Origin of the sequence: Chordicoccus furentiruminis (assembly GCF_019355395.1) — a bacterium.
Taxonomy (GTDB): Bacteria; Bacillota; Clostridia; order Lachnospirales; family Lachnospiraceae; genus Chordicoccus; species Chordicoccus furentiruminis.
In genome coordinates, this window is sequence record NZ_CP048829.1 from 1,324,083 (window position 1) to 1,348,968 (window position 24,886).

Genomic DNA, 24,886 nt, shown 5'->3' on the forward strand with positions numbered 1-24,886 from the left:
CATCTACGTCGATATTAAATTTACTCCAAAACAATAGCATCACGCAGTGTGAAAGTCAACGGGGACACCTCATCTGGCTTTTCCCTGCCAATGCGCCGCCGAATTCCGTCTCATTTCCAGATCCCCTTCCGTTTCCGGATCTGATAGTACATCGTATTTTCCATCGCCAGCACATCCTTCACCGGCACAGGCCGGAAAACCGGAATCCTCATCTTCACCCTGATCCAGATGACCGAGTAGACAAAAAGGATCGCGAAAATCACGGCCGTCAGAAGCCAGATCTGATTCCGCTCCACCGGATCCGTCGAAATATGAAGAATCATGTAGACCGTTCCGCAGATTCCGATGACCGGAAGCACCGGCCTGAACGGCACGCGGAAGGTCCGCGGCGCCTTCGGCAGCCTGTGCCGGAAGATCAGAAGATCGATATGCGCCATGATGTAGGAAGCCATCCAGAACACCGAGCCGACCAGAATCAGAAAGCTGATCCGGTCTGACGAATCCTGGCTGATGTATGCGCAGAGAATGATCGTCAGCGTCACGAACCACACGCCGAACGCCGGCACCCTGTGACGGTTCAGCTTCCCGAAGGCCTGCGGCATCAGATTCGTCTTCGCCATCCCGGCAAAGATACTCGAAAGGCCCTGCACCGTGGAATTCTGCGTGCTGATGACGGCGAGCGCCGCCACAAAAGCCATCCAGATCTGACCCGGACTCCCCAGCAGCGCCTCCCCGTACAGCAGATGAGGCGCCGCGGAATGCTCCAGATCGCTCCAGGCCGTATAGTTGTGGAAACCGAGCACCATCACCGACTGGACGGCGCAGATCAGACCCAGCCCGATAAACATCCCGAGCGGCACATTGCGGCGTGCATTTTTCACATCCTTCGAGATCGGGATCGCGTACTCCGCTCCGATGAAGAGCCAGAATGCCACCGCGGTCATCGAAACCACGTTGTTGAAGCTGCCGTTCATGACGGCGGGCTGGTTCACCGCCGTTCCCGTCCCCAGTCTGAACACGCCGAGAAGACCCATGATCAGCATCGAGCCGAGCAGCAGGTAGCTCACCAGATCCTGCACCTTCGCGAACATGTCGACGCCGTAAAGGTTGGCGATCAGAATGACGACGGAGGCGAGGACGCTCCAGAAGAAATTCGGAACCGGAAGATGCAGCACCTGCCCCATGGCATAGGCGAAAATCGACGCCTCCACGCCGGAAGAGAGAATATTCGAGATCATGTAGCCGCCCACCATCAGCACGATGGTCGGCACCGGGCCCACGCCGGCCAGCGTGTACTGGGCGAGCCCCCCGGTGACATTCGGCATCAGCGCGTTCAGCTCGGACATCGTCGCCATCGCGTCCGCCCTCCTCTTTTCCGGCCTGCTTTTCGTCATGATGAGCATGCATCCGCCGCGGATTCCTCATGCGGGCACAGCGCCCGCCGCCCGTCCCGCAGAAAGATGCCTCCGCTTCCCGTTCCGCATCGGTTCCGGCCGCCGACATGCATGCCGCATCCTGCTTCTTCCTGCAAAAACACGCCGGCGGGTCTGTCCGCCTGTCTGCACAGGCAGAACCAGCCTCCGTCGGCGTGCTCGCATGAACGGCGCTCCCGGCCGTCCGCCTTATTCACTTCCGATTCGCCCGTTCCTACGGACCGCGCCGTCCGCCTCAGTCGGACTTAAGACTGCCGGCTGCTCATCCCGGGTGCCGGGCACGGGTTGTGCTCAAAGCGCGTCCGTTCCCTCGTCTCCGGTGCGGACACGGATCATATTTTCCAGCTTATAGACAAAAATTTTGCCGTCGCCGATATGTCCGGTATACAGCACCTTCTTGATCTCTTCCGTGATCGCCTTCACCCGGTCCGACTCGACCACGATGGCGATCTGAATCTTGGGCAGAAGCTCCATCTCGTAGTTCTCGTCCACCTCATACTCCTTGGTGCCCTTCTCGACGCCGCAGCCGAGCACCTGCGTAAACGTCATGCCGCCCACATGCATACTGCTGAGACTTCTCTTCAGCGCGGCGAACTTCGACATATCGCAGATAATATCCATCTTTGACAAACCGCTCATCTCTTTGCCCTCCTTATCCGCGTTTCGGTTTTTTTCAGGCCATCAGAGGCGCATCCCAGAGGTTCAGCTTCACGCCGATGCCAAGCTCCTTCGCACGGCGGTAGACGCTGCAGCCCCAGGCCACGTCCTCCACCGGCATACCGCCCACCGAATAGACGATGATGTCATCGTCCGACTGGCGGCCGTCCGCCTTGCCCTCGATGATATCCGCCATATCGGTAATGTCGCCGCGTGTATTCTTCCCGTCATGGATGAGATCCGTAAACTTGCAGCCGATGATGCCCATCTTCGGGTAGGTCGGGTACGGATATTCGCTCTCCCACGCCTCATAGAGCTTGGAATTGTCGACCACAAGCCGGCACCCGCTCAGAAAAGCGTCGTCAAACCGGGCCGCGGACGGCATCGAGATAAAGGCACCCGGCTTCACCCACGAGCCGTCCACATACGGATAGGTGTTCACCACAGACGGATCATCATCCGTGAGCGCCGTCGTCGTGAAGGAAATCACATCGGCGCCGCGCACCGCCTCCTCGATGGTGTCGCAGACCTTAATCTCATCGATGCTCGGGAACTCCTCCTTCACGAAGGCCGCGAAGGAATCGATGGATGCCTTTCCTCTTCCCTTGATGTTGACCCGATGCAGCTTCGGACAGGTTGCCGCGAAGGCCGCCAGCGAGGTTTTCCCCATCACGCCCGGCCCAATGATAGCCGCAGTCTCGGAGTCCGGACGCGCGAGATATTTCGCGCCGACGCCCGGAATCCCGCCGGTCCTGTAAGCGGACAGCAGGTTCGCGGACATAACCGCCAGCGGCGCGCCGGTGTCCTTGTCGTTGAGGATCATCATCAGGATAGAACGGGGCAGTCCCTTCTTCTTGTTCTCGATATTGGAGCCGTACCACTTGACGCCGGCCATCTGATAGCGCCCGCCGAGATATGCCGGCATCGCCATAAAGCGGCGGTCCTGCGTATTCCTCGGCATGCCCGGGAACTTCGGATCGTCCGGGAACGTCACCATCGTCCCGTGCGAATTGTGATTCTCTCCGCCCATGACATAGTCGCCCTTCTTCAGAAGGATCAGCATGTCCTCCATCGCCTCGATGCAGGCTTTCATATCCTTGACGCCCGCCTTCACCATATCCGGTTCACTCAGGTACAGAAAATCAATCCGACTGTCCATCTGGCTCCCTCCTCTGACTGTCTCATGCCCGCCGCGCGCCTGATCCTGCGCTTCGTTTCACACTGCAGACCCACGGACAGTCCGTTCATGCCGGCCGTTCGGAGCTCCGCCGCGCCTTCTGCCACCGCCCCGAAGCGGTGTTTGTCCGGCTTTTGCACCGACTCCGGCCGGCTCCGGCGCTGTCCCGTCCTACGAGTAAAAAGGGACCCCTCCTTCTGACGGAACAGCCCCTTTGCTATCATCACGCGCTGTGCAGTTGTTATTGTAGCTTCTGGTTATATTTGAGCAGTATAAACTATGGCACAATGCCAGAGTCAACCCGGAATCATTCCGCGTATATCCGACAGTTCGTTTTTCACCGTCAGACATCGGAAGCTGCCTTTGGCATCCATTCGCCTTCCTGCACGGAGTACCGGATTCTGGCCCCCGCTCCTCTGGCTGAGGCGAGAATTCTGAACATCCCTCCCGTTGGATAAATCATGGAGGTAAAGTTATATGTTCCGTCAAGCCAATACACCTCCAGAACATTTCCGTCTCGGATGATTTCAAACCGGATTTCCTTTTCTCTTTCGATTTCCGCCTTATAGATCCTCATCCCGTTCCGAGTCCAGGGATCAGCTTCTCTGAAATCTGTAATGATATTTCCGAAGAGAAAATCCAGTGTAAGCTCGATATGATGATGTTCGTCATCACAAAACAGAAATTTCACCGCCGTAACGGCATCGGTTCTCGATACGAATCCGCGCAGACGAACGGCACTTTTCGTCCCATCCGTGTCCGAGAGCAGAACAGATGATCCCCGCACCGTTACTTCTGTTTCCGAAGAAACCTGAGGTGCAGCATTCTGATACGGCTCCATCCGCAGCCTTCCGGCCTTGTCCATGGAAATCAGACGCGGAAAAGCGATGATGCCCCTGTACCCGTTCTCCTCCGAAGGACCGTGATCATCAATCCACGGCATCCAGTCCCAGCCGCCCAGCCAGGCCACGGAAATCAGCCGGTTATCCCGGTCACGATATACCTGCGAAGCATAGTAATGCGGACCGAAGTCTAATGTCCCTGTATACTCCCTGCAGAACACACAGTTTCTGAAGTCCGCCACACCCGTCATGTACAAGGTAGGCAAAAAATCCGTTCGATTCATAGGAGAGACCGTGATGACCCATTTTTCACCGACTTTAAAAATGTCCGGACACTCAAACATAGTGCCTTCACCATCCTGCGCCTCATACAGAATCCCATCGTAGTCCCAGTGCAGCAAATCCCGGGAATGATACAGATAAATACGGCCGTGACTGCTCAGATCAGAAGCCGCCCCGCTGGATCCTCCCACCAGCATCTGCCAGCGGTCCTTGCAGAAGATGACCTTTGGATCACGGAACTCAACGCTGTCGCCGGGACATTCCGAAATAATCGGATTTTCCTCCGGCTTGACGAAAGTAAACCCATCCTCCGAGTATGCAGCGCACTGCTTTTGAATGATCTTTCCTTTCTGTTCAATAGCCGCTGTATAAAAAGCATACAGCCGATTCCCGTGCACCACCACCGATCCGGAAAAACAGCCTCCCTTTTGATCATCTTCATATGGCTGATCCGGCACCAGCGCCGGTTCGCATTCCTTCCAGTGCACCAGATCCTCGCTGACCGCATGTCCCCAATGCATTTTGCCCCACTCATTGTGATAGGGATTGCACTGAAAATACATGTGATAACGGCCTTTGAACCAGACCAGACCATTCGGATCATTAATCCATCCATGCCGGGGCGAAAAGTGCCATCGAGGACGGACAATCTCATGCCCGCTCATGACTTAACCGCTCCCAGCGTCATGCCTGCAGTCATTTTTGTGTTCAAGGAGAAGTAAATTGCCAGTGTAGGCAAAATGGATAAGGCAATCGCCGCATAGGTTGCGCCCCAGTCCTTCAGGCCTCTCGGTCCAATAAAATCCGCGAGACCGATCGAAATCGTCTTCAGCTCTGTACTGTTAATAAAGACCAGACTGAACGTGTAATCGTTCCACACCGTAATAAAGTTCATGGCCAGCACAGTCAATATTGTGTTTTTGGACAGCGGAACGATGATTTTTGTATATATCCCGTAGATGCTCGTTCCGTCTATGATGGCGGCCTCAATGATTTCATCCGGAATAAAGGAATAGAAGTTGACAAACAGCATAACAGAAACCGGAAGCTGAAATGCCATCAGAGGAAGAATGACGCTGGCTCTGGTATTCACCAGCCCGATTCTGGCAAACATCGTAAACAGGGGGATCAGCGTGACAGCATACGGAATCGTAAGCCCGATCAGAAAATACCTGTAAACCTTTTTTCTTCCTCTGAATTTCATTTTTGCGATCGCGAAAGAAGCCATTGAACTTAGAATCACAATGAAGGTAAGCGTAATCACAGAGATAATGGCGCTGTTTTTGATATATGTGAGGACATGGCTGGTTGTGAAAATCGTCACAAAGTTCTCCATGGAGAGAGACTTTGGAAGACTGAATGGTTCTGTCAGAAGCTCCATATTCGACCGGAATGCCGCGAGAAGCAGCCAGAGAATTGGATAAGCCTGAATGATCAGAAAAGCGATCATCACGATCCAGTAGACAGTTTTTCTTGCTCTTTTACGAAATAGATAGCTCATTTTCTTCCTCCGTCAGGTCTCTTCCCTGTCCATATACCGACTGATCAGAAGCACTCCGAGGACACTCAGTATGACAATCACCACCGCGATGGCGCTTCCGTATCCGTAATCGCGGCTGGTAAACGCCTTCTTGTACATATAGGTCGCAAGAATCTCCGAGCGGTGATTCGGTCCTCCCTTTGTCATATTCATAGGCGCCGCAAAGCCGCGAAGCGCTCCTACCAGACTCAGGATGCAGGCAAGCATGATCACATTCGCAATGGAAGGGATTCTGACCCGGAACAGAAGCTGCAGCTCTGTTGCGCCATCGATTCTGGCCGCCTCCAGAATATCCGGGGACACCGAAACCAGTGCAGAGTAGAAAATAATCATATAAATGCCAATATACTGCCATCCTTCCACAGAAGCGACCGCCGGCAGCACCGTCCTGTATTCGCTGAGAAACGCGATCGGCTTCATTCCAAAGAACCTGCGAAAAATGTTAAAAAGACCTATCGGTTCATATGAGTAAAAGCTTGTGAACAGCTGCGCGATTGCGATCACCGTTATGACTGACGGTATATAATAAACGGTCTGGATGAAGCCTCTCCCCTTTTTCAGATAAGTCAGAAGAACCGCTATGAGGAATCCCAGTCCCAGCTGCATTACCATCACAATCAGAATATAGATCAGATTATTTCCGAATGCCCGCTTGAAGACATCATCACCAAGAAGCTTCACGAAATTACGCAGCCCCACAAATGTTTTCTGTCCCAGTCCGTCCCATTCAATCATGCTGTAGTAGATCGAAACGGCAATCGGAATCATGACCATGACTGTATACACAATCAGTCCGGGAAGCAAAAATACCGCGACCGCTTTTCTATCTCGTAATACTTTCATACACCCACCAACTTCTTACATCCATATACTCCGGTCACATACTCATCCGCCGCCGGCCGATACCTGTACCCTCTGGTTGATACAGGCACCAGTCACGGACGGCGCACTGATCTCACTGTATGTTACCGAGCGTTGTCCTGCAGCGCCTCATCAACAACCGATTCGAAATCCTCCGGGGTTTCCTCCCCCATACAAAGACCGGGGAGATTGTCATTGATCACAGCGATCACGTCCTCGCTCAGAACTACATCCCACGGACGGGCGGCCGTATCGCCAATCTTGCCGGCATCCTCCATCACCTGCAGAAACAGCGGATCGAAATTGCCGGTATCTTCCGTTTTTACCTTCTGAGGCGCGAGATGCTGATGAGCAAAATAAGCAGGACTGTAGTTTTTGACAATATAACTCAGATAATCCTTGTACTGTTTGTCAAAAGACTTCGGGTTCACAGCCAGTCCAATGCCGCCGAATGCCCAGTATTCGTTGGATTTGGTAGCCGCTCCTTCGCATGTGGGCATATAGAAATAACCTACATGAAGCCCCTTCGGGCGGTTCTCATCCGTAAAATAGTTCAGCTCCCATGTCCCGGTCGGATACATGGCTGTCTTTCCGCTCAGGAACAGATTCAGACCTGTGGCCACATCTGTTGTGGAAAAGCCCGGCTGAAAATACTGCCCGATCTGCGCCATGAATTCGCTGGCAGCCACCCCGGCAGGATCCGTCATCTTCGCTTTTCCCGACGCAAGCTGATTCAGAAATTCATTGCCTGTCATGCGGAACGGATAAGTGGCAAGAAGACGAATCAGAGGCCAGCCGTCTCCTCCCCCGATTCCAAAGGGCGTGTACCCCTTCTCCTGCAGCGCTTTGCAGTCCGCAAGAAGATCGTCCAGCGTCTCGGGCGCCTCAATGCCCGCCTTCTCAAACATATCCGTATTGTACCAGATCATCTCCGTTGAAAACTCCAGCGGCAGTGTGTAGAGCTTCCCATCGGATGTGCGGCCATAATTCAGCGCGAGAGGAATATAGCTGTCCTTCTCTCCGATCTCATCCAGAAAGGCATCCATATCCGTCAGCATCCCCTGCTCTCCGAGTTCTTCTGCATAAGGTGTTGCATCCAGATCAAACATGTCCGGCATCTGCCCGCCCGCAATCATGGTGCGCAGTTTCTGATCATAGGAAGACCGGTCTGCATTGCTGTCGATCACGAGTTTGATATTCCCGCCCTGCGAGTTGTAGTCATCCGTGATTTCCTGAAGTGTGACCATCGTATCATCCGATGCGGAACGGGAAGCGAAATAGTGGATTTCCCTCACTTTGCCTGATCCCGTTCCTTTATTGTCTGAGATGCCTTCAGCCGCTGCAGCGGAGGAAACGCCCGGTTCCTCTCCCGAAACAGCGCCTGACGCTGTTTTTGTCCCCGTCTCACCCTGTGAGGCATTTGACACTGTACGGCCCGTACCGCAGCCTGACAGAAGCAGTGCCGTCACCAGCCCAGCCGCCCCGATTCTTTGCATCTGTTTTGATCGCATAGTATCCTCCCTTTCAGACAATTCAACTTATTTTTGACAAACAGCATGTTCTGCCGTCTTTACAACCAGAAATATCACTCCGTCATTTCATACATATGGACATTGGCGACCCTGATCCTTCCGTCTCTGACCAGAAAGCCCCAGTATTCTCGCTCCGTAGAATAACCGCGCATTGTCAGCGCCACCTCATCATTTATATACAGACAGAGAATCGTGCCGTCCACGATCAGCCGGACATGCACCCTTCGGTCCGCCAGCCTCCCGTAATCCAGCGGACGCTCCAGTTCAATCAGAAACGGTTTGTCTCCGTCAATGTACCACTGGTTCACTCCAGGCATGCGTCTCGGCCACATGTCAGCGACTACTCTGTTGTAAAACGGCTCCAGTCGAAAATAATAACCGGCTGAAAATTGTCTGTCCTGCCGCACCGCCAATCCGAACGCTCTGGTTCCGGCTTCATACTCGATATCCGCCTCAAGCATGCAGCTTTTCCCCATTCCTCCAAAGGCAGCACCCTTTTCACCCTCCCGATTCTCCAATATCAATTCGCCTGATAAAAGCTCTTCCGGTGTTGTCTCTTTCCTGAATGCTTCCGCGACCGCTGCAGGCGCTGAAACCGTCAACCTTCCGTCTGCCTGCTGCCGCAGCTGATGGATGATGAGTGTTCCGCCCCATTCGTACTGTCCAAAATCCGTAGCGCCACGTCTGGTGGGAACCCATGCAAAAGCCCACCGTTTTCCGTCTTTCTCCGCTGTCTTTGCAGCGTAAAAAGCTCTGCCGTCGAAAGTATCCTCGATGGGAGCTGTCCAGGGTCCATGAATCGAATCCGACATCCGATAGTGCGTCTCAAAGCGCTCCGAAAAAGTGGAATAGATCAGATACCATTTCCCGCCCATCCGGAACAGATCCGGACACTCATGCGTCATATAAGAAGACGGGCTGTAAAAGGGCTGTCCCGCTTCCCAATGAATCAGATCCTTCGATCTGCACAAGCCCACACATCCACCGTTCTTCTCACCGGCCCCGATGACTCTTGCCGCCAGAAGCATGTTGTAGCAATTCTCGTCCTCATTGTAAAAAACGTAGGGATCCCTCCAGTCAAACGGTTCATAAATGGATTCATCCGCACCGAATACGGACTGCGGATCCTTCGTCCAGTGAATCAGATCCCTGCTTGTCGCATGAGCAACAAACTGAAGCGGCCGCCCCTCTCTACGGTATTTCGGATTGTAATTATTCTGAGCCGTGTAAAAAATATGAAACCGTCCGTCTCTTCCCTCCACGACAGACCCCGTGTAGCAGGCGTAATCAGGTTCATCAAAATCCCCCGCCGGAAGCACAACGCCCATATCCTGCATGTGGATTCCGTCTTCCGTAATCAGAAGATTCCAGCTTGTCCGGTAACCATACTCATCTTCCGTATGACCTTTCCGCTCATCATGCAGATAAAAGATGTAAAATTTGCCATTGTGGGCAAAAGGAATTGTATCTCCTACCCATCCATCCTTCGGCTGATAAAAAATACGTTTCACTGTTGTCCTGTTTTCCATAAAATCCGCTTTTTCCATATAAGGTTGTTTCCGGTCCTTTGTCCGCGCCGTTTCTGTGTCTGATCTGCGTCCCTGTCTGTTCCCTGTGTTAAGATTTACCTTCACGAACTGGTCTTATCCTACCTTTTCTGCGGCCGCTGGCATATTCGCAGAGAGAACAAACTTTTCATATATTGATTATGCAGGCATGCGTTTTCTTGCATTTTTCATGAAAACATGCGATGATTTTCATATCTGTTTCAATGCATCCCCGACGTTTTCATTTCACCGTTCCCAGATTCCTTAGCAGAATGGATGTCACCGGATGGATAAGCGCGCATTCAGACAGAGAAATGATTCGGCCGGAGAGAAGAAACCCTCCTGCCTAAGAAGGAAGTTTTTCATATGATTACAATTAATCAGGTAGCGGAAGCCGCCGGCGTCTCGATCTCAACCGTGTCAAGAGTCATGAACCAAAGTTCTTCCGTTTCCGTCAGCACCCGGAAGCGCGTGCTGGAAGCCATCCGGGAACTGGGCTATGTCCCAAACGTTTCCGCGGCCAAAGCAGCCGCACGCAAGTCCAACAAGCTGATCGGCGTTCTTTTCCCCGACATCTCGAACAACGTTTTCGGGCGGATCCTGCAGGGAATCAACAGCGTAGTCACCCCGCTCGGATACAATATCATCATATGTGAGACCAACGGGGAGCTGGAAAAAGAAATTCATTTCCTCAACGTACTGAAGGACAAGCAGGTGGAAGGCATCATTATGGCCAACGTCCAAATTCCCCAGCAGCAGCTCATGTGGATCCGGAAAAACCGCCGACCAGTTGTCTACGTCTGCCAGGACATCCCCGATTTCGAAATGAAAATACCGGCCAGCTCCGTCAATATGGATAACAGACAGGCCATCTGCGATATGGTTCACTTTCTGTATCATATGGGACATCGGAGCATCGCTTTTATCGGCGGTCCGCTCCACGACCTGTCCGCCGGAAAGAAAAGATATGATGGATATATGAAAGGAATGAAAGAATGCGGCCTGACAATCCGTCAGGACATGATGTCATTTGAAGAATCCTTCACCATTCAGGCCGGATATCACGGTATGCATCAGATATATGAAAGATCCTCCATGCTCCCGACTGCCGTTCTCTGCGCCTGTGACAATATGGCAGTCGGTGCGATCGGATTCATGTATGATAATAAAATTGAAGTTCCCCAGCACATTTCCGTTACCGGCGTGGACGACAGTAATCTCGCGAGCGCCATCCGACCGTCCCTCACCACGGTCCGGCACGCAACAACCGATACAGGCGTCAAAGCCGCTCATCTGCTGCTGGAATATATTGCGGCGCCGGATTTTGCGGGCGGCGCTTTCAAAGTTCCTTATCAGCTCCTGCGAAGGCAGAGTGTGCGGCAGATCAACCCGTGAAATCGTTTCGACTGCCTTTCACAGAACATAACGCACCACCCGGCGAAGCGATCACATACAGCTGCCTGCCGCCTTCACCGCGCCGCTTTCGGATTCCGCTCCTGCATCTCTACCCTGACTCCGCCCATTCCAAGGGCGGTTTTGATGCCGATGCCGCAATAGGGTGCCAGAGCGAGCAGGGATTTCCAGACCTCCTGCAGGGGAGCGGGGAGCCTTGAGTAGAGGACAGTCTGTCCGGAAAATCCGGAAATGCAGCTGTTTTTCATATAAAACCGGCTCAAGCGAAGCCGGTAATCTGTGATGCAAAGGCCTCTTTTCAAAGCGTCAATCGCATCCTGATCCTTCAGACTGATTTCGGGAAAGATCTGATTCCACTGATTCACAAGACTCATCACAATATGTTCCACATCCGGAAAGAGAGCATACTGGCCGTTCACCTTGAATGAGGAAGGACTCTCAAAGCAAAGCCCGGCTTTTCGGGCATCCGAATCCGCAGAACGGATCAGATCGGCAGCCGAACGTACTTCTGACAAAGACCTCCCTGCCACCATAACCTGACGGTCATCGATGATCAGAGATTCTGTCTTGGCAAGGACATCTCCCAGTGCCTCCACTGTATGGTCATTCAAAAGGCTGACTGTCCACCGGACAGTCATATTTTCCCTCTGCACAGCCAGATGCTGCGAGATCGGGGTAAAGCCTTCCTCATGCACCAGAGCAGCGAAATCCTCCGGAACCTGCTCCATCAGCCATCCGTACAGACGATAGGCGTGGGACACCGTAAGCCGGCCCTCTGAAGGCTTGAGCGTAAGTGAATACTGTCTGATCATGCGAGTGTCACCTCACAGAGACCGAACGGGTACTTTTTGCCGTCCCACTCCGTATATTTCATCGTTCTCGGCGAAATGTCCAGCCCCCTGTCACGGTCATGATGATGCTTTTTGAAGCTCCAGCTCATCTGATCGATCACAATATCAAGCGCATCTCTGCCATAGTACGGATAGGTCAGTGTTTTGGAAAAGAAACCGCTTCCGCCGCCCAGAATCAGACCGTGCTGATTATGAACGCCGCCGTCCGGAAGATCAAAATGACGCTCATAAGTGTTCTTATAGTATTGTATAAAATCGTCCAGATACCCGTACAGATCTTCGGGTTTCTCCAATTGAAACGACGCATAGCGCATCACGCTCTCGTCGATCGTCACGGCGAAATGGACCTCCGTACCGGGCCGGATACATTCCCGGCAGACATTCGGTCTGCTCTCATCACGCTGATCCCCTTCCGCATGAACATCAATTTTATTGCAGAGCGTCAGGCTTCGGTTCGCAACCGGCTCGCTGTCAGAAACCGAGATGCCGCGCATGATGCTGTTGACTGCGTCCCGCGTCTGTGGCCTGCCCATCCTGTCCTTCTTCAGTGTAAGCGTATTCATCAGATCTGCTTCCGGGATCTTTTCTTCAAACCGTTTACCCGGTCTGAGCTTACCTGAGTTCCTCATGATATGGAATAAGAGCACGGTGCGCAGCGCGCCCTTCAGACTGCTTCCCGGAATATAGGCCCGGCCATCTCCGCGGCGGATAAAGGACTGAATGTCCCTCAGGTTGTGTTTCTCATCCAGGGCCTCGCCTGCGTCACAATTATACAGAACCAGATTATGGATCTCTTTTCCATTCATCCCACACGTCTTGGATAAAAATTCAAACAGACGATTTGGATCACCAAATCGGTTGTGTACAATTCCTTCCTCAAACTCGTCAACGCGCTGTCGATCGATCACCGCCTGAATCAGCTTATCGGAATCAAGTATGGAAATAATATGATTTGTCTTATCGTAGAGATAACTGCTCTTTAACGCTTTCTCCCCTGTCCCGATATGAACCGGTCCCACCGTCTTCAGCGTCAGGTCATATGTCTTAAGATGTCCATTCTGCTTCATAGACTCACCCCCAGAAACAGCGGTCGGCTGTAGCGATAGACCGGATGACATCCTGTCCCTCCGCTGACTTCGTAAAGCTCACCTTCAAACCGATGGTCGAAGACTGATCCGGCCTGAAAGAAATACTGCACATCTTTCTTCCGCATCTCCGGCGCAAAGTGATCCGACTGAACAAAACCGCCTCTTCTTGTCAGCAGATAAGACGCCCCCTGCAAGGAGACCGGAAGCTCGTCGTCCTTCGGCAAACTGGTCGTCAGCAGAAGGTTTTCATGATCCTGATCCTCAAGTGTGTCAAAAAGCCAGCGTGTCTCGTCGTCAAACGGTTCATTGAGAAGGATCTTATCCTCCAGATCAAACTTCCCGAGACCGCTGCTCCGTTTGCCTCCCAATCCGCTCAAACCGAGAGCTTCGACCAGTTCTCCGAGCACATCGCCATCTTCCACGGAACGGACCGCCGCGATGAAATAGAGCCCGGCCTGTTCTCTAAAATAAAAAGTTCCGACAGCATAGGGTCTTGCGTCCCCGCCGGTCCGGACTGCCGCTTTCTCGTTCAGAAGCAGCGTGCCGAACTGCTGATCCACCTGATCCGCCTTAAACGGATCGCCTTCTTTCATTTTCGTCAGAAGATCCGCCATCATACTGACCGGCACCCAGTTCAGATTCTTGATCGCTTTGCGGTCTTTTGAGGAAAGATCCGTTTCCTTCTGAACCTGCTGCCTTCGGTAAAGAGGCTTTGGCAGATAGAGCTCGTCATTTTTCCATGGAAATGCATCCGTCAGCAGAAGGTTCCCTTCACGAGCCGCCTCGATCAGCCGGTCGAGCTGATCGGTACCACCCATCTCCAGTGCCGTGTGACAAAGAGCGGAAAACAGTGTATCCGCCGCCACATTGAGCCGAGAGCCGAACAGGGACTGAGCGGAATCCGACTTCCCGAAATGCACCGGCGTTGTGAATTTCAGTTTATACAGAAAATAATTCATATCCGGCCGCCTCATCCAATGATTTCTGCAGAGGTTTCATGTCAAGGTTGCATCCGTAAGAGGTCAGCGCAAAATCACTGAGACTGACCCTTCCGCTACCGCGCGTCCCGTGTCCCCCGAGGTAGTCCAACTGAAGGAGCTTCAGCCCTTTCGACAGCATACGGAAATCTTCTACGGCCTCGTCCTGATTCACAGCATCATAGACCAGCACAAAATCGAATACCGTACCCGCAACGACGCGTTCGATCTGACGCGGATTCGCCACGCTGGTTTTCCGGTCGATGAAGTTCTCCGCCTTTGCTTCGGTAAGACCAACCAGATCGGTCTTGTTCTCCTTTGACAGGAACAGATCAACAAACTGGAATCTGGCAGCCTGCGGCTTGTCGGCCGTGCTTCCGAACATGCGCTGGATGACCGGATCATCCTCGCTGCAAAGCGGCATATTTCCAATATCCTTTGCCAGACTTCTCGCAAGCAGTGTCCGAATCTTGCCCTTAAGGCTGCTTCCCGGAATAATCGGATTGCCTGTGAACGGATCCTTGACAACAGGGGAATCAATCGCGCCGATCGCTGAAAAGGCCTCATTTCCGCCGATATGAAGTCCTGTTCTGACCGTTAATCTTCCCGTGATTTTGATCTTTCCGTACATTAGTTCTTTCCTCCAATTCCAAGAAATCTGTGGTAGGCAACCAGGGCTTCCATATAATGAGCGAAATTCAGATAAGACTGCCGGCTGTTCTTGACCCCCTTCAGATAAGACAGAAGCTGAGTCTTCTCAACAAAAAGTTTCACCGCATTGTCCCTCCCGTATTCATAGAGAACTCTCATCTCCATCAGTGTCAGTTTGGTCTGGTCCTCCGGCAGCAGTTGAGATTCTGATCTTCTGAGTTCCTTATCATAAATGCACATCGCAAGCGAATAAAGATTACGAAGCTTGGTCGGAGTGATCTGGTTTTTCTGGCTTTCTTTTCCAATCTCCTCCATTGCCTTTCCCGCTTCCGTCATATAGTCCTTTGGAAGCGGTTTGGCCGTCGGAATCACCGACGCTTCCCTGCGGGAATTCCCGCTGCTGTAAGATCCGCTTCCGCCGTGTCCGGCTCTCCCGCTGTTATAGTTATTGTACATCCTTCCCCCTCCTTACCGCTCTCTTCTCAAATAGACATAAATGTAGATCGCTGTGATTAGCTGACGCCTGTCTTCCTCCGACAAGGCCCACTGATAAACCCATCTTGAAAGATTCCGATACGCCTCTCTCTGCTTTTCTTCCTTGCCCGGCTCCAGACGTGACAGAACATAAGCCAGCCGTGCCAGATTCAGAGTCTCTGACTCGCTCCGCCTCAAAAGCTCCACAATCCGATAGAGGAAGGCCATTCCCCGATCATTTCTCTCATCCTTTTCCAGATCAAAGAATGCACGGATAACCTGAAGTTTCTGATCAATCACCTTATTTCGGTAATCCTCCCATGAATACGTCTGTCTGTCCGCTTCAAACAAAGTGACCGCGTCTTTCCCCTCATGATTTTTGGCGCTGTCCTCCAGTTCCCCGGTTTTTTCCGCCGAAAGTCTCACCGGATACGTCGCATCAAAAATGCCGATGCCGGCGGATATCGTCAAGCTTTCGCATGTGAACTGTCGGAACGCCTTCCGGATCCGTTCCGCTCCCTCGATGACATCGTTCCACGCGCCGGCAAAAAAGACATCATCACCACCGGAATATACGATCAGAACATTCAGTGGCCTCTCCTCTCCGCCCCTGCCCTTAAAGATCGTGTTGATATAATTCTTGAAGAACAGCGACATATTTCTCGAGAAAGCGGATGTTCTCGAAATCGTCACATATTTCTGCCTGCCATTTCCTGCTGGCTGCTCGAAGCCTCGGACAAAAGCGTCTCCCAGATTGTCCACGTCCATCCGGCAAACGCCAAGACGTCCGATTCCGGTGGAAGAATCGGCCAGTTTCTCAAGCCATGTCTCCGCCGCGTAATCTCCGATGTGCAGTCTGGTCGCATACATAAGGCCGGTGAACATCTGATTTTTCGTATAGACCCGGACCACGTCCTGATCATCCTGCAACCGTTTCCTCGCCCGTGCTTCGTCGGTGATCGTCACAAAAACGTCTCCATCCATTCCGGGCAAAGGAAAATCCGCTTCATCACTCGGCTGCCTCGAAACATAATACACAAGCTGTGTCCGGATCTTCTCTGACATGCTTTCAAATGCAGCACACCACCGACAGATCCCATCCTTCGTCAGATGATCCGTTCTTCCGCATATCTTACATTCACGGCTTCCTGAGTGCGCAGCCTGATGATTCATCCGGATCAGGGTATCTGCATCGTAACGGTGTAATTTCTGATACGCAATCTGGCCGGAAACGTCCCGGAAAATGCGGCGATATAGGTTCTTCTCCGAAGGTTGATTCATCAGATCATTCGCCGAGCACGGCGCATAGCCATGCGCGATATATAGAAGGATCCCGAATTGATCAAACATCCATTCGTTAAAGCGCTGATGAACCCGCTCGGCCTTTCTGATCGTCTCTTTCGTATTCGGCAGAAGCAGGTAGCAGTGACCGCCCCCGCTGTAAAGCAGATTCATCCGGGCAAGGCCTGCCTCGGAAAGAAGTTCATCAACATAGTGTTCCATCAGAAGCTCAAGGAAGAAGGATCTTGAGCGCAGCGTCTTAAGCGCCTTTGTCGTCTGGACCGTGTAAATGAAATTCTGAATCCCTGACAGGTCTGCGGAATAAAGAAGAAATGCCGGCCAGTCTTTTGCTTTCTGCTCATCTGTCAGAAATGCTTTTTTGAAATCGGTTATCTCCTTTGCTTCCGCGTATTCACTCAGGCAGACGCCTACCGCCGCCGTTGTTTTGAGATGATCAAAGAGTGATATATCAACGCTCTCAGACACGTTGGTGCTGGACGGAATCTGGCCTGTCAGCGTCTCCAGAAGCGCCAGATGGGAATTCAGCCACTGTTCTCCCGTCTGCATTTTCCGTATGTTTTCGCTGAGTCTGTTCTCCAGATATTGATAATCCGTGACATCCAGCTTCATATTTCCTTTGTCCGGAAGCACACAGGCGCCTTTTCCGCTCAGATCCGGTCTGATCACATATCCGGGATGCTCCCCCTTCATATGGATGAATACAGGCGACAGCGAGACATACTTATCAAAAACCGTCTTGTCGTCACCGTTTTCCCGCCGGTCAAAGCCCGCCGAGATATTATCTGCGATATAGGTCAGATAAGCGAGGGACTGTTCCGGAAGATCCGCTGATTGGAGCGCCCTTCCGTGATGATACCGAACTGCGTTGCAGACATCCTCTCCCAGATCCGGAAATGCCTTTTTCACAAACTGGTATCCGGATTCACTGTGTGTCCCCGGTTCTCCGGCACGATAAAGAATTTTTCCCACATCGTGATACAGACAGGCATATGCTGTCAATTCCGTCCTCTTTTTCATTCCAACTCCCGCCCTTAGTTCAGATGCTCGAGAATATACCGATTGCATCTGTCGTAGATCGTAAAGATCTTGTCGCTGCCTTCCGGAAAGATCGTCTGAAGAGCATCCTCGAGTCCCGTAATCAGTCCGCGACCGCTTAAGCCGCAGATTTTCTTAATATCCTCATCAGTCACAAGCGTCAGTTCGTGCGCCGCCGGATTCCGCTTCTTCTGGTTCAACTCAAGCGTCTTCTCGAAGAGACTGTTCAAATTTTCCGGGACCTGCTCGAAAGTCTGAAGCAGAAAATGCAGGAAATACTGGTTCAGCTCTCCACCATCCTTATAGCTATCTTTGCCGTCGCTGCGCATCTTTTCATCAACAAGGCGGCTTCTCTCCGGGTCTATCCGCTCGAATCTCTCCCGGCAAATCCAATACCGTCCCCGGGACTGTTCGAAAAGATCCGTCATCTTGTATGGGACCAGCCGGCTCAGGTACATCGTCTCCAGTCTGACCATAAACGGGTTCATCCGAAGAACAAAATCCATATGATCCGCATGCCTCAGCAGATTTTTCAGCACAAGAAAGTATTCCACCAGCTGGCAGTATTCTTTCGAAACCGTTTTGCATCCTGTCTTTGTATAGGGATAGAGATTGAAGAGATCCTTATTCTGCGTCTTCGCCGCATCAGCGTCACGGTGAGCCTTCACGTCATCCAGTGAACTGCGGCTGTCAAGATGATGAACCAGTGCGGACAGCCTTTGATTGATCTCACTGATATTGGTGATCGCTGCGTAATCGTAACGTGCCAGAAGCGCGGCAATCCGTTCCTCCTGTTTCTTCCTGCGAAGATAGAAAAGTTCCGGCTCAACACAGCGGTTCTCTGTTTCCTCCGATTCATCCTCATTCAGTTCGAGCGATTCAGCAACAGGATAGTCTTTTCCAACCCGTCCCGTCGTACCGGCCTTTTTCTCCGGGTTCTTGACCTGAATCCCCGTGACATGGTAACGGGTATCCAGAACATCCATCGCCAGCACCATTTTCATCTGAGGCGTACCTGAACTGAGATTATAAAGGATGTTATCGTCCGCATACTGTGGAAGAATCCTCTCAAGAGCCTGCCCGATCACTACCGAGCACTGATCCAGATCGGACGGATCGTTCAGCTCGATCGACACCTTGATCAGATCAAACCGATAATGTTCCCAATGCGTCTCAACAAAGTGCTGCATCAGTTCAAACCGATGGTCCTTTTCCTCGAACTCCCGGATTTCATTCGTCAGAAGCAGCACCACTTTATCCGGCCGGTAATGACGGATAATATGAAGTAAAGCCCCATCACGATCGCTTCTTACAGGATCACTGGTTCCTGCTCCGCTGATTAATACCTTCATAGCGCCCTCCCGCATTAGTTTGATACAGATATTTTATAACACATGCACATAATATTGTAGTGCAGTTTGCTCATTTTATATATTTTAACCATAAGTGAATCCGATCGCGCCTTTTATCTCGTTCCTCTCTCTATACACGCTCTTGTCTTCTTTCCTATGATACAAAATGCACTGTGCATTTTTCAGCACAGTGCGTTAAAAAATCAAGTTTTACAATCTCTCTAACTACATGACAATGACATCATCATTCAGCGACTGCACAGAATACCCCCATGATTTCACCTGACCTTTCCCGATGATCTTATATATACGAATACTGTCCTCTCCGCCGCAAAAGGGCGGAACATCAGAAATCAGCTTGTTGTACTGTGTTTTGGTTAACCATGCCTCGAACGCCGACTTCTGCACACGCACTCCGTAGCCCTGCAACAGTTTTGCCAGCTTCGTCCGCTTCTTATTATCAATGATGTCATAGACAATCAGCACCAGACTTTTATCCTGCCCGTTCTCATGATCAATATCGAAAAAGTAGTTCTCCATACCGGTCATCTCACTTTCATCGGTGTATACAGACCGGCATTATCTTCCTCGACCGCCTGCTGCAGACAGCGGATTTGCTCCATGATCGCCCGCCGGTAAGAAACCGGATAATCCAGATAGCTCAGGTAACGGTTTGAAGTCTCCATTTTCTGTTCCAGTTTGGTCAGAAAAATCTGCAGCGCCTCATGCTTCAGATAGCACCCGTCTGATTCTTCATCCGTTTCAAACTGATCTCTCGAAATCTCATTTCCATTGATCAGACTCATCGCCGTCGCATCGACCAGAATCGCCCTCCACTCCTCCATCAGATCGCTGCAAAGAGTCGGATGCTTCTCTGCATCTCGATGAAGGAACCCGAAGTACGGATTCAGGCCCCTGCTCTCGAGGTCGCCATATATTTCATTCATCAAAATAGAATAGCCCAGACTGATCATAGAATTGAAGGGATCCTTTGGCGGTCTCCGATTGCGTCCCCTGAACGCAAATTCCGGATGAATGCATTTGGAGAGGCCAAGGAAATAAGCCCTTGCCGCGGTACCCTCATAGCCGATCAGCTGATTCTGATCGCCGACCTGATCCATCTTATTCAGGCATACCTGCATCGCCCTCTCCTCCGGCGACACATCTTTATGTGAAGTTCTGGCATATCGTCTGAGCACCGTGATCTGATTGCTGATTTTGGCCCGGATGATCCGTCTGCTTAATTCCATTGCAAACGGAGTATCGTAAAGCGCGGCCTGCCGCCGCTGAAGCGGCGCATTGACATGAACAGTAGAATGCAGCCGACCGAAGTATTTTCCGCTCTTGGAATAAAAGCCAACCGGTATGCCCCTCAGAAGACATTGTTCAATGCATGCCGTCGTCATCTCCGAGCGTCCGAGAACCGAAATGCCGTCGAGCGTCTCAATCGGGATCAGGCGCTTCATGCCGTCCTTTTCTGTGATGATGATCCGGTTCTCACTTACGCTGATTTTTGCCCCGTTCTCATTAACATATAGATAGCTCACTTTGTATGCCCCTCCCGCTTCGCTGCTGAGTTGTGACGTAATCAAGATCCTGCTTCCGACACCTTTTTCCCCCCTGCTCACACATTTCCAGACAGTCCTCGATACTGACTGCGAATTTACGTTTCAGTTCCTTCATGGAGCGGCCATGAAACGAGTTGAAATTGTTTATTCCGATAACCGTACCAACGAGCAGATGGTCGTCTGTCTCATACTCCACGCTCAGCATAATTCACGGCTTTGCCGTCTGTCCATCATTCTGGCTTTTCGCTCGGTGAGCTTATCGTTAGTCCATAAGTCCGTATTCCCTATACTTATCCATCATCATTTTATAAAGCATTCGGTTTCCAAAATATTGACGGTACGCTGCTGTCTTTTCTTTACCCGCCGCCTTAAGACTCTCCATTTGCTTCCTCTCGTATTCGGATTGTTTCTGTATGTCAGAAAGCATAGCCTCAAATGCATCCAATCGTTCCATCAGAAAGCTCCTCTATCGTGATGATTATGCTTGCCCAATGATCAAATAAAAGTGTCCGAATCGAATCATCAATGCCGGTATCAGAAGGCTCATGATCAGCATAAATTTCTGAATTCCGTCAGAGCTATCTTCCGCACAAATTCTGATCAATAAAAGTCCATGCGATAGCCCTGCTATCAGATCGATCCTCTCTCAAAACGATCCCCGTGTCTGGCGGCAATACCTCGCGTCCCATTTGGAGTCTTGTTTTCGATTCACATCATAAATCGTATTCCATATGACATACAGAAAACCAGATCTGCTGTCCGTCCCCTCTCGGGGATTCAATTCTCATTACATCATCTCACGACGCGTTCGGAAAACTCACATATGTGTTTCCGTCCCCTCTCGGGGAATCAATTCTCATTACCGCTGGCGGCGATGACAATCGTTGTTGCCGCTGGGTTTCCGTCCCCTCTCGGGGATTCAATTCTCATTACGCTGTATAGAAGAATTGGAAGCAATGAACGACGGCATTGTTTCCGTCCCCTCTCGGGGAATCCATTCTCATGACGCGGCGAGAGCCAGAGGACAAGCAGGCGATCTGCTGGTTTCCGTCCCCTCTCGGGGAATCCATTCTCATGACTTGATTGTGTCAAGTCGATTCCAACTTGACGTTATTCGGTTTCCGTCCCCTCTCGGGGAATCCATTCTCATGACGAGCGGCCGGTATTCTCGACCGCTTCTGATGCGGCCGTTTCCGTCCCCTCTCGGGGAATCCATTCTCATGACCGGATGTCGCCGCCGTTATGGCGGCGCTGACAGGAAAGTTTCCGTCCCCTCTCGGGGAATCCATTCTCATGACCGGGGCCGGAGGCCATAAGAAATTATGGCCGAGAAGTTTCCGTCCCCTCTCGGGGAATCCATTCTCATGACGATTATGCGCGGTATTATTCATACGTTCGTCCGTCGTTTCCGTCCCCTCTCGGGGAATCCATTCTCATGACAATCCGAGCGGGACGGGTTGAATATGTCAGAATTAGTTTCCGTCCCCTCTCGGGGAATCCATTCTCATGACCGGACAGCTGGCCCGCGTATCCTCTAGAACCGTTCAGGTGTTTCCGTCCCCTCTCGGGGAATCCATTCTCATGACCAAGGACCGCACGCACAGCACCCGCGTCGAGGTGTTTCCGTCCCCTCTCGGGGAATCCATTCTCATGACCGGACAGCTGGCCCGCGTATCCTCTAGAACCGTTCAGGTGTTTCCGTCCCCTCTCGGGGAATCCATTCTCATGACAGAGACAGGAACCGATGTCCATGTCCGAGAGCGATGGTTTCCGTCCCCTCTCGGGGAATCCATTCTCATGACCGTGGGAGCATCTTTACAATCCGCAGACAGGAAAAATCGTTTCCGTCCCCTCTCGGGGAATCCATTCTCATGACTACATATACAACTCCGAAAGAAATTGAAAATAACCGTTTCCGTCCCCTCTCGGGGAATCCATTCTCATGACTGAGTAAAGTATCATAAACTATCGTGTTTTATCGCGTTTCCGTCCCCTCTCGGGGAATCCATTCTCATGACAAAGGCTGGCCAGCTTGTCAGAGTCGGCAAGCTAGTGTTTCCGTCCCCTCTCGGGGAATCCATTCTCATGACATTGACCGACTTGACACAATTAAGGGCGCGGCATGAGTTTCCGTCCCCTCTCGGGGAATCCATTCTCATGACCGAGAAGTGAAGAATTTGTGGTTTCCGTGGCGGAGTGTTTCCGTCCCCTCTCGGGGAATCCATTCTCATGACGCCTTCAACTACAGTCTCCGGATACCTTGCGGCACCGTTTCCGTCCCCTCTCGGGGAATCCATTCTCATGACTCTTCCCGCGACAGCAGCAACAGGGACGGTGCCGGCCGTGTTTCCGTCCCCTCTCGGGGAATCCATTCTCATGACAGAGCCTTGCGCGTGAGCATCGCGCGGGGCTTAGTGTCGTTTCCGTCCCCTCTCGGGGAATCCATTCTCATGACGAACTTAAGGCCGCAAAAGACGCCGAAAAAGCGGCGTTTCCGTCCCCTCTCGGGGAATCCATTCTCATGACGTTGGCCGCCTGATTATTAAGGCCGGTCACATCCCGTTTCCGTCCCCTCTCGGGGAATCCATTCTCATGACAGGCCGGCCGCATTCCGTCCGGAATTAGCTTCTGTTTCCGTCCCCTCTCGGGGAATCCATTCTCATGACCCCCTTTTCTATGGTCTTATCATACCACTGTCCCGCGATTGTTTCCGTCCCCTCTCGGGGAATCCATTCTCATGACGGCTGCCTTTGAGTCGGCCGGCAAGACTGATAGCGTGTTTCCGTCCCCTCTCGGGGAATCCATTCTCATGACGTTAACTACAGTGCAGCGGTTGCGCTCATGGATGAGTTTCCGTCCCCTCTCGGGGAATCCATTCTCATGACGGCGGCTCGGAAAACATGGAGTCTCGCGGACTGCGAGGTTTCCGTCCCCTCTCGGGGAATCCATTCTCATGACCGGGAGTTCGCAGATTTCGACGGCCGTGCCGTCGTTTCCGTCCCCTCTCGGGGAATCCATTCTCATGACTCGATCAAAACCTTATTCAGTTACTGAAAAGGGTTTCCGTCCCCTCTCGGGGAATCCATTCTCATGACGAGTCACCGTCGCGAGCGAGACTCTGCCCGCGACAGCGTTTCCGTCCCCTCTCGGGGAATCCATTCTCATGACGACCTTGCAAGGTGTGAAGAATACCTTGCCAATGTTTCCGTCCCCTCTCGGGGAATCCATTCTCATGACGCCGTAACCTCCGCCAGTTCAGAGAAGCTAATTCCGTGTTTCCGTCCCCTCTCGGGGAATCCATTCTCATGACCGTCATCGTTGACAGATTCCTGAAAGTCGTTTATGAGAGTTTCCGTCCCCTCTCGGGGAATCCATTCTCATGACCCGGCTTCTGATTCGGATGAAACGATCATTGACGGCACCGTTTCCGTCCCCTCTCGGGGAATCCATTCTCATGACGAAGATAATGTGTTCTATTTGAACAGCATTAGTTGAGCCGTTTCCGTCCCCTCTCGGGGAATCCATTCTCATGACAGAATCTGCCACCATGTTTGACCGACTGAGCTGCGTTTCCGTCCCCTCTCGGGGAATCCATTCTCATGACCCTGAGCACCAAGTCGATTAAGATTGACGGTCATCGTTTCCGTCCCCTCTCGGGGAATCCATTCTCATGACTCTGTCGCCGCGAGGCCGCATAAACACTGGCCGGAAAAGCCGGCTTGCGGCGCAAAACCGATTTCGGTAACTTCCATTGATTATTATCGCTCATTATGTCCAAAAAATCCAATAAATACCGCATGCGGCTCAAAACAGACCGTATTGTTTGTATAATGACATGCCGTCATTAACATCGCGATTAGGCACTGCGTAAATGCAGCCGCCAGTTCATAAGAATCGGTCTGCTTCAGAGCCTATGTCAGAAAAAGCACCGCATGCATACCTGCACACGATGCTTCTCTATAGAGGCGACACCCAGAATCGAACTGGGGATAAGGGTTTTGCAGACCCGTGCCTTACCGCTTGGCCATGTCGCCATATGCATTTGTGATGCCAGTGACCCCTAGCAGGTTCGAACTGCTGTTACCGCCGTGAAAGGGCGATGTCTTAACCGCTTGACCAAGGGGCCTTAAAAATGAACAGCGACCGGTTGGGGCCGCCTCATATTGAGCCGTCTAATCTTACGGCAGGTACTGACAAGCTCCCCGAGTAGGGCTCGAACCTACAACCCTTCGGTTAACAGCCGAATGCTCTACCATTGAGCTATCGAGGAAAATCGAAGGCACAACGTACCTTCAAAACCGCAT

At 51.9% G+C, this 24,886-nt stretch carries 19 protein-coding genes, 3 tRNA genes and 1 CRISPR repeat array; of the genes, 1 reads left to right on the forward strand and 21 read right to left on the reverse strand.

Features of this window, described 5'->3' with window-relative positions:
• Positions 1-110: 110 nt before the first annotated feature.
• The 8 genes from G4C92_RS06190 to G4C92_RS06225 form a co-directional block, all read right to left on the reverse strand.
• Positions 111-1,394, reverse strand: coding sequence for an APC family permease (locus G4C92_RS06190; RefSeq protein WP_274941707.1), 1,284 nt, complete (start codon positions 1,392-1,394; stop codon positions 111-113).
• 330 nt (positions 1,395-1,724) lie between these two features.
• Positions 1,725-2,072 (reverse strand): P-II family nitrogen regulator, encoded by a 348-nt coding sequence (locus G4C92_RS06195; RefSeq protein ID WP_274941708.1) that lies wholly within the window; start codon positions 2,070-2,072, stop codon positions 1,725-1,727.
• Between the two features lie 34 nt (positions 2,073-2,106).
• On the reverse strand, positions 2,107-3,249 hold the full coding sequence (locus G4C92_RS06200) for a tyramine oxidase subunit B (protein WP_274941709.1): 1,143 nt from the start codon (positions 3,247-3,249) through the stop codon (positions 2,107-2,109).
• Between the two features lie 361 nt (positions 3,250-3,610).
• Entirely contained in the window at positions 3,611-5,056 is a 1,446-nt protein-coding gene (locus G4C92_RS06205) for a glycoside hydrolase family 32 protein (protein WP_274941710.1), read from the reverse strand.
• Positions 5,053-5,892 (reverse strand): carbohydrate ABC transporter permease, encoded by an 840-nt coding sequence (locus G4C92_RS06210; protein ID WP_274941711.1) that lies wholly within the window; start codon positions 5,890-5,892, stop codon positions 5,053-5,055. Before G4C92_RS06210 ends, G4C92_RS06205 begins: the two co-directional genes overlap by 4 nt.
• Positions 5,893-5,904: 12 nt before the next feature.
• Positions 5,905-6,774 carry a carbohydrate ABC transporter permease gene (locus G4C92_RS06215; RefSeq protein WP_274941712.1) on the reverse strand — a complete coding sequence of 290 codons (870 nt, stop codon included), beginning with the start codon at positions 6,772-6,774 and terminating at the stop codon, positions 5,905-5,907.
• Between the two features lie 122 nt (positions 6,775-6,896).
• Entirely contained in the window at positions 6,897-8,303 is a 1,407-nt protein-coding gene (locus G4C92_RS06220) for an ABC transporter substrate-binding protein (RefSeq protein ID WP_274941713.1), read from the reverse strand.
• A gap of 74 nt (positions 8,304-8,377) precedes the next feature.
• Positions 8,378-9,853 (reverse strand): glycoside hydrolase family 32 protein, encoded by a 1,476-nt coding sequence (locus G4C92_RS06225; RefSeq protein ID WP_274941714.1) that lies wholly within the window; start codon positions 9,851-9,853, stop codon positions 8,378-8,380.
• 384 nt (positions 9,854-10,237) lie between these two features.
• On the opposite strand from G4C92_RS06225, the gene G4C92_RS06230 reads away from it, so the two are divergent.
• Positions 10,238-11,266, forward strand: coding sequence for a LacI family DNA-binding transcriptional regulator (locus G4C92_RS06230; RefSeq protein ID WP_274941715.1), 1,029 nt, complete (start codon positions 10,238-10,240; stop codon positions 11,264-11,266).
• Between the two features lie 74 nt (positions 11,267-11,340).
• Here the strand turns inward: G4C92_RS06230 and cas6 are convergent, their stop codons facing one another.
• From cas6 to G4C92_RS06295, 13 genes are all read right to left on the reverse strand, one after another.
• Positions 11,341-12,096: a CRISPR system precrRNA processing endoribonuclease RAMP protein Cas6 gene (gene cas6 / locus G4C92_RS06235; protein ID WP_274941716.1), complete on the reverse strand. Its 756-nt coding sequence runs from the start codon at positions 12,094-12,096 to the stop codon at positions 11,341-11,343.
• Positions 12,093-13,202, reverse strand: a complete 1,110-nt coding sequence (gene csm5, locus G4C92_RS06240) for a type III-A CRISPR-associated RAMP protein Csm5 (protein ID WP_274941717.1) — start codon at positions 13,200-13,202, stop codon at positions 12,093-12,095. The genes cas6 and csm5 overlap by 4 nt, the downstream gene beginning before the upstream one ends.
• Positions 13,199-14,182 (reverse strand): type III-A CRISPR-associated RAMP protein Csm4, encoded by a 984-nt coding sequence (gene csm4, locus G4C92_RS06245; RefSeq protein WP_274941718.1) that lies wholly within the window; start codon positions 14,180-14,182, stop codon positions 13,199-13,201. Before csm4 ends, csm5 begins: the two co-directional genes overlap by 4 nt.
• On the reverse strand, positions 14,163-14,831 hold the full coding sequence (gene csm3 / locus G4C92_RS06250; protein WP_274941719.1) for a type III-A CRISPR-associated RAMP protein Csm3: 669 nt from the start codon (positions 14,829-14,831) through the stop codon (positions 14,163-14,165). The genes csm4 and csm3 overlap by 20 nt, the downstream gene beginning before the upstream one ends.
• Entirely contained in the window at positions 14,831-15,307 is a 477-nt protein-coding gene (gene csm2, locus G4C92_RS06255) for a type III-A CRISPR-associated protein Csm2 (protein WP_274941720.1), read from the reverse strand. The genes csm3 and csm2 overlap by 1 nt, the downstream gene beginning before the upstream one ends.
• 12 nt (positions 15,308-15,319) lie before the next feature.
• A complete protein-coding gene (gene cas10 / locus G4C92_RS06260; protein WP_330654826.1) occupies positions 15,320-17,692 on the reverse strand; it encodes a type III-A CRISPR-associated protein Cas10/Csm1 in 2,373 nt (790 codons plus the stop codon).
• Positions 17,659-19,014 carry a type III-A CRISPR-associated CARF protein Csm6 gene (gene csm6 / locus G4C92_RS06265; protein WP_274941722.1) on the reverse strand — a complete coding sequence of 452 codons (1,356 nt, stop codon included), beginning with the start codon at positions 19,012-19,014 and terminating at the stop codon, positions 17,659-17,661. The genes cas10 and csm6 overlap by 34 nt, the downstream gene beginning before the upstream one ends.
• Positions 19,015-19,239: 225 nt before the next feature.
• On the reverse strand, positions 19,240-19,554 hold the full coding sequence (gene cas2, locus G4C92_RS06270) for a CRISPR-associated endonuclease Cas2 (RefSeq protein WP_274941723.1): 315 nt from the start codon (positions 19,552-19,554) through the stop codon (positions 19,240-19,242).
• Positions 19,555-19,559: 5 nt separating this feature from the next.
• Entirely contained in the window at positions 19,560-20,561 is a 1,002-nt protein-coding gene (gene cas1 / locus G4C92_RS06275; RefSeq protein ID WP_274941724.1) for a CRISPR-associated endonuclease Cas1, read from the reverse strand.
• A 283-nt stretch (positions 20,562-20,844) separates the two neighbouring features.
• Positions 20,845-21,036, reverse strand: a complete 192-nt coding sequence (locus G4C92_RS06280) for a hypothetical protein (RefSeq protein WP_274941725.1) — start codon at positions 21,034-21,036, stop codon at positions 20,845-20,847.
• A gap of 301 nt (positions 21,037-21,337) precedes the next feature.
• A CRISPR array of direct repeats spans positions 21,338-24,257; the repeat unit is 36 nt; unit sequence GTTTCCGTCCCCTCTCGGGGAATCCATTCTCATGAC.
• A gap of 288 nt (positions 24,258-24,545) precedes the next feature.
• A tRNA-Cys gene (locus G4C92_RS06285) sits at positions 24,546-24,616 on the reverse strand.
• A gap of 20 nt (positions 24,617-24,636) precedes the next feature.
• Positions 24,637-24,708 (reverse strand) — tRNA-Glu (locus tag G4C92_RS06290).
• A 72-nt stretch (positions 24,709-24,780) separates the two neighbouring features.
• Positions 24,781-24,852: transfer RNA gene (locus G4C92_RS06295), tRNA-Asn, on the reverse strand.
• Positions 24,853-24,886 lie beyond the last annotated feature (34 nt).